General features: G+C 30.2%; 9 protein-coding genes. 3 read left to right on the plus strand and 6 right to left on the minus strand.

Annotated features, from left to right (window positions below; genetic code table 11):
* Nucleotides 1-94: 94 nt before the first annotated feature.
* Both serA and H9I45_RS07220 read right to left on the minus strand, forming a co-directional pair.
* Nucleotides 95-1987, minus strand: a complete 1893-nt coding sequence (gene serA / locus H9I45_RS07215; RefSeq protein WP_088354678.1) for a phosphoglycerate dehydrogenase — start codon at nucleotides 1985-1987, stop codon at nucleotides 95-97.
* Nucleotides 1988-2125: 138 nt separating this feature from the next.
* Complete coding sequence (locus H9I45_RS07220) at nucleotides 2126-2947, minus strand: UbiA prenyltransferase family protein (protein WP_088354679.1); 822 nt, start codon at nucleotides 2945-2947, stop codon at nucleotides 2126-2128.
* A gap of 166 nt (nucleotides 2948-3113) precedes the next feature.
* Here H9I45_RS07220 and gcvP point away from each other — a divergent pair, with 166 nt between their 5' ends.
* Nucleotides 3114-5999, plus strand: coding sequence for an aminomethyl-transferring glycine dehydrogenase (gene gcvP / locus H9I45_RS07225; RefSeq protein ID WP_088354680.1), 2886 nt, complete (start codon nucleotides 3114-3116; stop codon nucleotides 5997-5999).
* Between the two features lie 556 nt (nucleotides 6000-6555).
* Here gcvP and H9I45_RS07230 read toward each other — a convergent pair.
* From H9I45_RS07230 to H9I45_RS07240, 3 genes are all read right to left on the minus strand, one after another.
* On the minus strand, nucleotides 6556-7521 hold the full coding sequence (locus tag H9I45_RS07230; protein ID WP_088354681.1) for a YpdA family putative bacillithiol disulfide reductase: 966 nt from the start codon (nucleotides 7519-7521) through the stop codon (nucleotides 6556-6558).
* 3 nt (nucleotides 7522-7524) lie between these two features.
* Nucleotides 7525-9048, minus strand: a complete 1524-nt coding sequence (locus tag H9I45_RS07235; protein ID WP_088354682.1) for an FMN-binding glutamate synthase family protein — start codon at nucleotides 9046-9048, stop codon at nucleotides 7525-7527.
* Between the two features lie 272 nt (nucleotides 9049-9320).
* Entirely contained in the window at nucleotides 9321-9575 is a 255-nt protein-coding gene (locus H9I45_RS07240; RefSeq protein WP_088354683.1) for a type B 50S ribosomal protein L31, read from the minus strand.
* A gap of 262 nt (nucleotides 9576-9837) precedes the next feature.
* On the opposite strand from H9I45_RS07240, the gene H9I45_RS07245 reads away from it, so the two are divergent.
* A complete protein-coding gene (locus tag H9I45_RS07245; protein WP_088354684.1) occupies nucleotides 9838-10878 on the plus strand; it encodes a glutaminyl-peptide cyclotransferase in 1041 nt (346 codons plus the stop codon).
* A 58-nt stretch (nucleotides 10879-10936) separates the two neighbouring features.
* On the plus strand, nucleotides 10937-12448 hold the full coding sequence (locus H9I45_RS07250) for a hypothetical protein (protein ID WP_088354685.1): 1512 nt from the start codon (nucleotides 10937-10939) through the stop codon (nucleotides 12446-12448).
* Here the strand turns inward: H9I45_RS07250 and H9I45_RS07255 are convergent.
* The gene (locus H9I45_RS07255; RefSeq protein ID WP_088354686.1) at nucleotides 12435-12647 is read right to left on the minus strand and encodes a hypothetical protein; all 213 of its coding nucleotides are present in this window, start codon (nucleotides 12645-12647) and stop codon (nucleotides 12435-12437) included. The two genes, H9I45_RS07250 and H9I45_RS07255, sit on opposite strands and share 14 nt — an antisense overlap.
* Nucleotides 12648-12649 lie beyond the last annotated feature (2 nt).

Below are 12649 nucleotides of genomic sequence, written 5' to 3' on the forward strand. Positions count from 1 at the left end.
AAAAAAAACCTTTCAACAAAAATTGAAAGGCTTAAAATATTTATTTAGTTTTAAGGTACAGATTGGTTCGTTCCATGTAATAACTTAATTAAGATTAATACAAAACTCTAAACTTAATAGTGCCTTCTACTTTTCTTAATTTTTCAATTACTTCTATGTTGTATTCTTTGTCTAAATCTGTAATTACATAACCAACTTTTGGGTCTGTAGATAAATACTGACCAGTAATATTCAGATCGTATTTTGCCAAAATCTTGTTGATTTTCGCCATAACTCCAGGTACGTTCTTATGAATATGTAAAAAACGATGTGCTTTTGTTTGTCTTGGCAAACGAATATTTGGAAAATTTACAGCATCTACTGTGTTTCCAGAATTCATATATGCCATAATTTTACTCGGTACAAAATCGGCAATATCTCTTTGAGCTTCTTCTGTACTTCCACCAACGTGAGGTGTTAAAATTACATTTGGTAAACCTTTTAATTCGGTATGAAATTCTCCATTTTTTCTTGGCTCTTCTGGATATACATCTACTGCTGCACCTGCTAATTTTCCACTTTTTAAAGCGGCAACCAATGCAGGAATATCCACCACAAAGCCTCTTGCAAGGTTTACTAAATGTGCTCCATCTTTCATTTGAGAAATTTCCTTTTCTCCAAAGAAGTTTTTATTTGCAGCGTTATCATCTACATGTAAAGTAACAACATCAGAAATTGATAATAAATCGGATAATGAGTCCATTTTAGTTGCATTTCCTAAAGATAGTTTATCTTCTACATCGTAATAATACACATGCATTCCTAAAGCTTCTGCTAAAATCGATAACTGTTTTCCAATGTTTCCATAACCAACAATTCCTAACTTTTTACCACGAACTTCTCTGGAACCTTCTGCTGTTTTATTCCATTGACCATTATGAATTTCTGTACTTCTTTGAAAAACAGAACGCATTAACATGATAATTTCTCCAATTGCCAATTCTACCACAGAACGTGTGTTACTATAAGGTGCGTTAAAAACAACGATTCCTTTTTCTTTACAAGCTTCTAAATCGATTTGTTTGGTTCCAATACAAAATGCACTTACCACCATCAACTTTTCTGCTGCGTCTACAACTTTTTGCGTTACGTTTGTTTTAGAACGGATTCCTAAAACGTGTACATCTTTTATTTTTTCTATCAACTCGTCTTCCGACAAACTTTTAGAAACAGTTTCTACTGCAAAACCGTCTTTAGATAACTTATCAAAAGCATCTGAATGTACGTTTTCTAATAATAAAATCTTAATTCTGTTCTTTGGGTATGAGATATTTCTTGGCAAATCGTTTATGTATAAAAATTCATCTAAATTTGGTGCAATATGGTCTGCGTTTTCTGTCGTTTTAACTCTTGAAACATTTTCTGTGTACGCAAAAAACTTGTCTGCAACACCAGCTTCTCGAGTTACGTAATCGCTATAACCATCTCCAATAACTTGTATTTCTCCAGTTAAATTCATGTCTTTTAAACATTGAATTTTTCCATTGTGTTTAGACAAGACATTATCTGCATCAAAACCTATAATCTCTCCATCTTTCGCAAACTCAAAAGTGTTTGCATATACTCTTTCTGTAGGAATGTTATATTCTTTTACAATAGGATCTATAAATTCTTTGAATCCGCATGAAATTACATAAATATCTTCTGCAAACTTTTCAAAAAACTCTTTGTTACTTTCAATAGATTTAGAAACTTGTTTTTTTAATGCCTTTATTAAACCACTTAAATCGGCTTTATTAGCTTTTAAAAGTTTTATTCTTCTTTCTAAAGATTCTGTAAAAGAGATTTCGCCATCGATACCTAAATTGGTAATGTCGATTATTTCTTGAATAATTTCGTCTTTCTTGGGATTATTTTCGAGCGTAATTTCCGCTAAAACATCTAAAGCTTCTACCTTTGTTAAAGTGCTATCGAAATCGAAAATATAGTTTCTTTTATTGGTACTCATTTTTAAAATCTTGGTTGATTTATCAACCGTAAATCTACAAATATAGTAGGTTATGAAAAAGTAAATTCGAAGTTTTATGATATCGGTTTTATTTGATATCAATAATATTAAAGTCTGTAAAAATCGAGTCCAATTTCTTTAAATATTATGAATTCCCAAAAGAATCAACCACCAAAAAAATGGTAATGCTTCCACCCAAAACGAACTATAATATTTAGATTGATTGATTCTTGCTCTCATTAAGAATATAATCACCAGAAAAAAGAAAATCATAAATGCATTTTTTGCTTCAGTTTGTGGCACAATTAAATACTCTAAAAGCAACCCAAAAATCATTAAAATTAAACCTAATCTTTTTGTTTTTTGAACTCCTATTTTCTTGGGAATTGTTTGTAATGAAATTGCATCGTATTTTACGTCTCTAATATCGAAAGGTAATATTAAAGCAACCACAATTAAAAAGCGTTGAATTGCCAATAAAACAGTATTAAAATCAATAACTCCATTTGAATCGAAAACTGGAAATAAAACCGTAAAACCTGCCCAAACCAAAGCAACAACGATTATTTTTAAATAACTAACCTGTCTTAAATTTTTATGGAAACCGCTTAAAAAAGGAACTGCATACAAAACCGTTAATAAAGTAAAAGGTACTCCAAAAAGTAATGTTTTAAATGGAATTAAAAAGGCATAATAACATAATGCCAAAAAACAAATAAAAGAAAAAACCTGAATTACTTTTAATCCGTTTGTTAAACTTTTATGATGCAATTTTGCAACTCCAGCATATTTTACAAAATTGTAGCCAGTAATTGTTCCTAAAAAAATAAAAACATCTAAGTTTTCGTTGTAAGATAAATTAAAATAAAATTCCGTAATTCTCACCAAACTATATACAGCTAAAGCCACATGAATGCTGGAATTTATGTAAAAATCGAAAACGGTCTTTAAAATCTTCATTTTACAAAAATAGCTTTTCTGTTAATAACATCGTTCTTTGGTTAATAATTAACTAATTATTATTAATATTCTATCAAATAAGAATCTATTAAATTCCCTATTTTTGTTCTGCTTAAAAAAGCATCACTCAATCGTTTGAGAAAAGACTTAAAAAAACTTTATTTTAATGAATACAAACTCGTTTCAACTTAGACATATTGGTCCCAATAAAGAGGAACAAGAAAAAATGTTAAAAGCTATAAAAGCTGATAATTTAGATCAATTAATTAACGAAACCGTTCCAGAAAACATTCGTTTAAAAAGTGATTTAGATTTAGAACCAGCAATGAGCGAATATGAATATTTAGATCATATTACCGAACTTGCAAAGAAAAATAAAGTTTTTAAAAGTTATATTGGTTTAGGATATCATGAAGCAATTGTGCCAAGTGTAATTCAACGAAATATTCTTGAAAACCCAGGTTGGTATACTGCCTACACCCCTTACCAAGCAGAAATTGCACAAGGTAGATTGGAAGCTTTGTTAAATTACCAAACAATGGTTTGCGATTTAACAGGAATGGAATTAGCAAATGCGTCTCTTTTAGATGAAAGTACTGCTGCTGCAGAAGCAATGGCTTTGTTATTTGATGTAAGAGAACGTGCTAAGAAAAAATCTGGCGCAAATAAATTTTTTGTTTCTGAAGAAATCTTACCACAAACATTATCATTATTACAAACACGTTCTACTCCAATAGGAATTGAATTAGTAGTTGGGAATCATGAAGATTTTGATTTTGGTGATGAATTCTTTGGAGCTATTTTACAATATCCTGGAAAATTCGGACAAATTTTCGATTACAAAGGTTTTGTTGCAAAAGCGAATGAAAATGATATTAAAGTAGCAGTGGCTGCAGATATTTTATCTTTAGTAAAATTAAAAGCCCCTGCAGAATTTGGAGTTTCTGTAGTGGTTGGAACAACACAACGTTTTGGTATTCCCTTAGGTTATGGAGGCCCACATGCAGCTTATTTTGCAACGAAAGAAGCGTATAAAAGAAGTATTCCTGGTAGAATTATTGGAGTTACAAAAGATACTGATGGTGGTTTTGCTTTAAGAATGGCATTGCAAACCAGAGAACAACATATTAAGCGTGAAAGAGCGACTTCTAACATTTGTACAGCACAAGTTTTATTAGCTGTTATGGCTGGAATGTATGCTGTTTATCATGGAAAAAATGGAATTCAGTTTATTGCAGATGCTGTCCATAATAAAACTAAATTAGTAGCAAGCTATTTAGAAAAAGCAGGTTTTAAACAATTAAACTCTGCATATTTCGATACGCTTTTAGTAGAAATTGATGCTGTTCGTTTAAAACCAATTGCAGAATCTTTTAAAGTTAACTTCAACTATATTACAGACAATCTTATTTCGATTTCTATAAATGAAGCGACTACACAAAAAGATTTAATGAAGATTTTTACCATTTTTGGTCAGCTAAAAAAACAACCTGATTCCTCTACTGCCGAAAGTTATGGCGATTTTCATCAAATTTTAACGCAAGAATCGTTTGGTTCTGATTTTGAAGTAATTTCAGAAAACACAAAAAGAACAACGCCATTCCTAGAAAACGACATTTTTAACACGTATCAATCTGAAACAGATATGATGCGTTATATTAAAAAATTAGAAAGAAAAGATTTGGCTTTGAATCATTCTATGATTTCTTTAGGATCTTGTACAATGAAATTAAATGCTGCTTCAGAAATGTTGCCTTTAAGCAATTCTCAATGGGGAAATATTCACCCATTTGTGCCTTTGAATCAGGCTGAAGGATATCAAATTGTTTTAAAGAAGTTAGAACATCAATTAAATATTATTACCGGTTTTGCAGGTACATCTTTACAGCCAAATTCTGGTGCACAAGGAGAATTTGCTGGTTTAATGACGATAAGAGCTTACCATCAAAGCCAAGGAGATTCTCATAGAAACATCTGTTTAATTCCTGCTTCTGCTCATGGTACAAATCCTGCTTCTGCTGTAATGGCTGGAATGAAAGTAGTGGTAACTAAAACTGCAGATAATGGAAACATAGATGTTGCAGATTTACGTGAAAAAGCGAAATTACATAAAGATAATTTAGCTGCTTTAATGGTTACGTATCCATCAACTCATGGAGTTTATGAGAAAGAGATTATGGAAATAACTAAAATTATTCACGATAATGGTGGACAAGTTTATATGGATGGCGCAAATATGAACGCGCAAGTTGGTTTAACAAATCCTGCAACCATTGGTGCAGATGTTTGCCACTTAAACTTACATAAGACTTTTGCAATTCCACATGGAGGTGGTGGACCTGGAGTAGGCCCTATTTGTGTTGCTCCACAATTAGTACCTTTTTTGCCATCCAACCCATTAATTCCTATTGGAGGAAAACAAGCGATTACAGCAATATCTGGAGCTCCTTGGGGCTCTGCCTTAGCTTGTTTAATTTCCTACGGATATATAACTATGTTAGGCTGTAGAGGACTAACAAATTCAACAAAGAATGCTATTTTAAATGCAAATTATATTAAAGAGCGTTTAAGTGGACACTATGAAACTTTATATACTGGAGAAAAAGGACGAGCTGCACACGAAATGATTATTGATTGTCGTGATTTTAAAAATAACGGAATTGAAGTTGTTGACATCGCAAAACGTTTAATGGATTATGGTTTTCATGCACCAACAGTTTCTTTCCCAGTTGGAGGAACTATGATGATTGAGCCTACAGAATCTGAATCTTTGGCTGAATTAGATCGTTTCTGTGAAGCAATGATTGCTATTCGTGAAGAAATTAAAAATGCTTCTAAAGAAGATGAAAATAATCCTTTAAAAAACGCACCTCATACACAAGCAATGTTAACTGCAGATGATTGGACTTTACCTTATTCTAGAAAACAAGCGGCTTTTCCTTTAGAATATATTGCAGATAACAAATTCTGGCCAACTGTAAGAAGAGTAGATGATGCTTTTGGAGATAGAAATTTAATTTGTTCTTGTAATCCAATTGAAGATTATATGTAAACGAGTAACATTCTTTAGTAATATAAACCGTTTCTTTTAGCTGGATTTATTTCAGTTTAAAGAAACGGTTTTTTTAATAGAAAAGTAAAAAAAATAAACTTTTTTTTTTTACTTTTCTTCTTTTTCTAGTTAAAAAATATTCATTTTTTCAATTTAACTAAACACGTATTTTTTCTTTTAAAAATACATTTTATCTTTTTTAAATTTTTTTTTGATGTTATTTTGCCAAACTTTTAAAAATTAATAAAAAAACTTTTTATGACCCTCCTATTAGCATTTTTTTTAATTTCTACGAAACAAGATAAAACGTGAATGTTTGAATGAGAATATGTTTTTTCAAAAACCAATTTTAAAGTTGGTCTTAGTATAGGATATTCGCAAACTATGCAATCTAATATTTTCTTAAACAAGTCAGTTTAATATTTTACAACTCCTTAAGCTACAAAGTATTTTGCAATAAACGAAAATTTACTTTTCTTTTACTGGAGTAGTTAGTTACAGTAAATCTTTCGGAGATAAGCTTCAGTAAAAGGAAAAATAGATACTTAAAAAGTATCTAATTCTTATTTAAAATAGCTTCCACAATAATTTTAGCATGAATTCGAGAATTCTCTATAAACCATTTATGTGTTTCCATTCCACCACAAATAACTCCTGCTAAATAAACTCCTTTTACATTGGTTTCCATGGTTTCTTCGTTATAAGTTGGAATTCTTTTATCATCATTTGAAAACTCGACTCCTATTTTTTCCAAAAAAGTAAAGTTTGGTTTGTAACCTGTTAATGCTAAAACAAAATCATTTTGTATGGTTTTCTCTCCGTTTTTAGTATTGATAACTATTTTATCTTCTAAAATTTCTTTTACGTTTGAATTGTAAAATGCCTTAATACTACCTTCTTTAATTCTATTAATAATATCTGGTCTTACCCAATATTTTACACGTTGCCCAACTTCCTCTCCTCTAATTATTAAAGTTACTTCTGCTCCTTTTCTATAACATTCTAAACCTGCATCAATTGCTGAATTACTTGCTCCAATTATTGCCAATTTTTGCCCTGCATAAAAATGCGGATCATTATAATAATGAGAGACTTTTGGCAAATTTTCGCCTAAAATATTTAAAGTGTTTGGTATATCATAAAAACCAGTAGCAATTACTACGTTGTTAGATTTGTATGTGTTTTTATCAGAAATAATAGTAAACTCATTTGCTGTTTTAGAAACTTTTGTTACTTTTTCGAATAAATTAATATGCAGTTTATTTGAAGTTGTAATTCTTCTATAATATTCTAAAGCCTCACTTCTTCTTGGTTTTGCCTCATTACTAATAAAGGGAATTTCGTCGATTTCTAACTTTTCTGAAGAAGAGAAAAATTGCATATTTACTGGATAATTATATAAGGAATTTACAATTGGGCCTTTTTCTAGAATTAAATAATTCAATCCTTTTTTTTTAGCCTCTAAACCACAAGCAATTCCTATAGGACCTCCACCAATAATAACAACATCTAAAACACCCATATTTTAAATTAATTCCTTTTCTAAATAATAAACCTCTTCTAAATTAACTACCTTTTCTTTTCGCCTTCTAAAAATATGTTTAGGTTTTAAATCGGTAATATCACTAATTCCCATTGCTGCAACCATTTCTTTAATAGCCGCAATTGTTTTATTATGATAGTTTTTTACTCGAACATTTTTTTTCTCTACTACCAGCGCTTTTACCAAGTCTTTATCTTGTGTAGCCACTCCAACAGGACATGTGTCTAAATTACATTCTCTTGCCTGAATACAGCCCAAGCTAAGCATAAAGCTTCTTGCCATTCCAACAGCATCTGCTCCTAAAGCTAAATATTTTACAACATCGAAAGCGTCAATTGCTTTTCCGCTTGCAATTATTTTAATTTGATTTTTTAAACCATATTCAATTAATAATTTATTGATAAAAACCAAACCTTCTATCAATGGAGTTCCTATATAATTAGAAAACTCTAAAGGTGCTGCTCCAGTTCCTCCTTCTCCTCCATCTACAGCAATAAAATCGGGGTAATTTCCAGCAAGTGCAAAGGTTTTAATCATGTCTTCGATTTCGTCGTTATTTCCAACACATAGCTTAATTCCAACTGGTTTGCCTTCGGATAAATCTCTTACTTTTTGAATAAATAAAACCATTTCATCGTAATTTGAAAAAGCGGAATGTCCTGGAGGCGAGTTTACATCTGTAAATGGAGTAACAGCTCTAATTTGTGCAATTTCTTCTGTATTTTTTTTTGCTGGTAAAATTCCTCCATGACCAGGTTTTGCTCCTTGAGAAAATTTAATTTCTATCATTTTTACTTCTGGGCGAATGGCATTTTTCTTGAAAATTTTGTCGTCGAAAACACGTTTTCCTTCTCCATCGAATCTTCCTGCTCCAAAATAACCTGTACCAACTTGAAATATTAAATCTCCTCCTTGTAAATGGTATGGAGAAATTCCTCCTTCCCCTGTATTATGAGCAAAACTAGCCATTTTTGCACCTTGGTTTAATGCCATAACCGCATTTTTACTTAGAGACCCAAAAGACATTGCAGAAATATTTATAATGGAACCATTGTATTTTTGAGTACATTTATCTGAACCAAAAACAACTCTTTCTCCTGCGATTTGATGATGATCTCTTGGAAATAAAGAATGCTTTACAAATTCGTACCCTTTTTTATAAACATCGTGTTGTGTACCAAAAGGAACAGTTTCTATTTGCTTTTTAGAACGTTGATATACCAAACTTCTTTTTTCTCTATTTATAGGTGTTCCATTTAAATTATCTTCTATAAAGTATTGTTGAATTTTATCTCTCTCCTCTTCGAAAAACCATCTTAATCTTGCAATTAAAGGAAATGCTCTTAACAAAGAATGTTTGGTTTGTAAACTATCGTAAATTGCAATTAGAGTTAATAAACCAGATATAGAAAGTAAAATTATAGTCCCTGTTTGTGGAATAAAATAAACTAAAACTCCGCAAAGAATTGTTGCTAAAATAAATACGGAAAGTATCGTGTTTCTCATGTAATAAATTATAAATTATAAGAAGTTAAAAATAACCTATTCCTTTGATATAGGAAAATAGTTAGCAAATATGTTGCGTTAGGAATTGAATGGCATGTTTGAGCTCTTTTTTCTTTTTCAGAAAAAAGCGAGTAATGAAAGCCCGACCTTTAGGGAGCGCCCAAATTAATAGAAATACTGATAAATTAAAATATGCTGAAATAAATACAGCATAAAAAAAACTCCGACAAATAAATGTTGGAGTTTTAAGTATGGTTAAAATTCTAAAAGAATTAATCTTTTTTGAACTTTTTGTATTTGTTTTTAAATTTGTCGATACGTCCTGCAGCATCGATAAGTTTAGATTTACCAGTGTAAAATGGGTGAGACGTTCTAGAAATCTCTAATTTTACTAAAGGATACTCAACACCATCAACTTCTAAAGTTTCTTTCGTGTCTACTGTAGAACGTGTTAAAAATACATCTTCGTTAGACATGTCTTTAAATGCTACCATTCTATAATTCTCTGGATGAATTCCTTTTTTCATTTTATTATATTTTAATACTTTAATGTTATGTTTGTGAGAGTAAAATTGGTAAAGTTCTACTCAAAGTTCTAAATAGCTGTTTTTAACTATTTTGAGGATGCAAATTTAACCTTATTTTTTAATTTACAAATAAATAAATTGTTTTTATTTGGTCTTCTGCTAATATTGAGCAAATTTAAGGTTCTTTTAGTAGCTAAAAATTGTTTTTTGTCACCTTTTTTTTGAATATTTACAATCCAAAACATCGAAATCTATATAAATAATGAAGAATTTTTCTATTTTAATATCCTTTTTATCCATTTTCGTCTTAACAGTTTCTTGTAATGATCCTTATAAGTTTTCAATTGAAAAACCAGAAAAAGTAATTTTAAACGAATCTATAAATGTTAAAATTCTAGAGAAAAAAGGAAAATCTATTGATAAAGTTCAATTTTATGTTAATGGAAAAGAAGTAACCAGCGAAGGAGTTTCTACAACAATAAATACCACAAACCTAGGAGTTGGTAAGCATAGTATTTCTGCTTTGGCTTTTTTTGAAGGAAAAACAAAAAAGACAAATGCATTTATTGAAGTTTTTGCAAATAAAAAACCAGCTATTTACAATTTTAAAATTGTAAACACATATCCTCATGACACGAAAGCATATACCCAAGGCTTAGAATATTATAATGGCTTTTTATATGAAACTACTGGACGAAGAGGACAATCTACTTTAAGAAAAGTAGAAATTAAAACTGGAAAAGTGCTTCAAAAAGTAGATTTAGATAAAAAATATTTTGGTGAAGGAATGACTATTGTAAATAACAAAATTATTTGGTTAACTTGGGAAAACAAAAAAGGTTTTGTGTACGACTTAGAAACCTTTAAACAAGAGAAGGAATTTGCTTATAATAAAAGTAAAGAAGGATGGGGTTTAACTCAAAATAAAGATCAATTAATAAAATCGGATGGTACAAACAAAATCTGGTTTTTAGATAAAGAAACTTTCAAAGAAAAAAAATCTATTCAAGTTTACACACATGATAGAGCTTTAGAAAGTTTAAATGAATTGGAATTAATTGATGGGAAAATTTACGGTAATATTTATCAGAAAAGTGCCATTGCAATTATAAATCCAGAGACAGGAATTGTAGAAGGATTGGCAGATTTAAGATCCTTAGAAAAAGAGATGGCAAAAACACAAAAATTGGTCGCAAACGACGAAGTTTTAAACGGAATTGCCTATGATAAAGAAAATAACAGAATATTTGTAACTGGTAAATATTGGGGCAAATTGTTTGAAATAGAATTAATTAAAAAGTAATAATTGGCAATTTTATAAGTTCTATTTTTACATAACTAATTATATGCAATAAAAATCTATGCGTTATTTCTTAACTTTTCTAATTTGCGTTGTTCTAATTTCTATAAGTTCTTGTCGAAAAGATTTTTCTACAATACCTAGCTTTGGTAGCTTAGAATTTTCTAAAGACACTGTTTTTTTAGATACAATTTTTACAAATATTGGATCTTCAACCTACAATTTAAAAGTATTTAATAGAGGCAATAGCGCAATTACAATTCCAAGAATTCAATTAGAGAAAGGCACTTCTTCTAACTACAGATTAAATGTCGATGGAATTCCTGGAAAAGATTTTAATAACATAGATATTCTTGCAAAAGACAGTATTTTCGTTCTAATTGAAACTACAGTTAATGTTGCTGTAGAAACAAATCCTTTATACACAGATCGTATTTTGTTTGACAATGGAAACAACCAACAAGATGTAGATTTAGTTACTTTGGTAGAAGATGCCAATTTTATATTTCCTGGCAAAGAACCTATTTCTATGAAAATAGATAGTTTAACCTTAGATGGATCACCTACTACAATTAAAGGACGCTTTTTAGAAGATACAGAACTAACTTTTACCAAAACCAAACCCACTGTTATTTATGGCTATGCAGCTGTTCCTGCGAATAAAACATTAACAATTGAAGCAGGTGCAAGAGTGCATTTTCATGACAATTCTGGTTTAATTGTAGATAATAAAGCAACTTTAAAAGTTAATGGAACTTTAGCCGAAAAAGTAATTATTGAAGGAGACCGTTTGGAAAATAGTTTTAGTAATATTCCTGGACAATGGGGCGCAATTTGGATGCGTGCTGGAAGTACAAATAACGAAATTAGCCACGCACAAATTAAAAATGGAATCATTGGAATTTTAATAGATAGTATTGGCAATACTTCTACCCCAACTTTAAAGCTTCAAAATACAGAAATTTACAACCATTCTAATTTTGGAATTCTAGCTAGAGAAACAAATATCGAAGCACATAATATAGTAATTGGTTCTGCAGGACAAGCTTCTTTGGCTGCAACTGTAGGTGGAACCTATAACTTTGCACACAGTACATTTGCCAATTATTGGAACAGAGGTTTAAGACAATTACCTGCGGTTTTAGTTAATAATTTTTTTACTTACGAAGATAATGCTGGGCAAGAAATTACAGAAACAAGAAACTTAATCGCTGCCAATTTTACCAATTGTATTTTTGATGGAAACAACAATGTAGAGTTTCTTTTAGATAAAGTAGATGGTGGTGGAATGTTTAATTATTCGATAAAAAACTGTATGATTAAATTTAACGACACCAGCAATTCTTTTGATGGTATTGTTGAAGTTGATTTTGCAAACAATACAAATTACAGCAACTTTATTTTAAATGGAAATCCTAATTTTAGAGATACACAAAAAGAAGATTATATTATTGGCGAAAAAAGTGATGCCATTAACAAAGCCATTACAACCCCTTTTTCTACTGATATTTTAGGAGTTAACAGAACTACTAACCCAGATATTGGTGCATACCAACATATTATTTTTGATTAGCATCCGTTTCTAAATTCTTTTTCTTTCTGTAATTCATAAAAAAGATAACAGCCAGCACTGCCCAAAGAATTCTATAGCTCCAAATATTTATTTCGTAATTAAATATTGTTTCCACTGTCTTATCACCAACAAAAGAAAGCACAACATTTAACACTGCAACAATCATGAAAAATAAATCCCAATTTTTATTTTTTAACATTC

Source organism: Polaribacter haliotis (genome assembly GCF_014784055.1).
Lineage (GTDB): Bacteria > Bacteroidota > Bacteroidia > Flavobacteriales > Flavobacteriaceae > Polaribacter > Polaribacter haliotis.

What these genes read in the sequence shown, in the direction of transcription:
- serA (WP_088354678.1), bottom strand. Translation starts at nt 1,987, where the DNA reads ATGAGTACCAATAAAAGAAACTATATTTTCGATTTCGATAGCACTTTA.
- H9I45_RS07220 (WP_088354679.1), bottom strand. Translation starts at nt 2,947, where the DNA reads ATGAAGATTTTAAAGACCGTTTTCGATTTTTACATAAATTCCAGCATT.
- gcvP (WP_088354680.1), top strand. Translation starts at nt 3,114, where the DNA reads ATGAATACAAACTCGTTTCAACTTAGACATATTGGTCCCAATAAAGAG.
- H9I45_RS07230 (WP_088354681.1), bottom strand. Translation starts at nt 7,521, where the DNA reads ATGGGTGTTTTAGATGTTGTTATTATTGGTGGAGGTCCTATAGGAATT.
- H9I45_RS07235 (WP_088354682.1), bottom strand. Translation starts at nt 9,048, where the DNA reads ATGAGAAACACGATACTTTCCGTATTTATTTTAGCAACAATTCTTTGC.
- H9I45_RS07240 (WP_088354683.1), bottom strand. Translation starts at nt 9,575, where the DNA reads ATGAAAAAAGGAATTCATCCAGAGAATTATAGAATGGTAGCATTTAAA.
- H9I45_RS07245 (WP_088354684.1), top strand. Translation starts at nt 9,838, where the DNA reads ATGAAGAATTTTTCTATTTTAATATCCTTTTTATCCATTTTCGTCTTA.
- H9I45_RS07250 (WP_088354685.1), top strand. Translation starts at nt 10,937, where the DNA reads ATGCGTTATTTCTTAACTTTTCTAATTTGCGTTGTTCTAATTTCTATA.
- H9I45_RS07255 (WP_088354686.1), bottom strand. Translation starts at nt 12,647, where the DNA reads ATGTTAAAAAATAAAAATTGGGATTTATTTTTCATGATTGTTGCAGTG.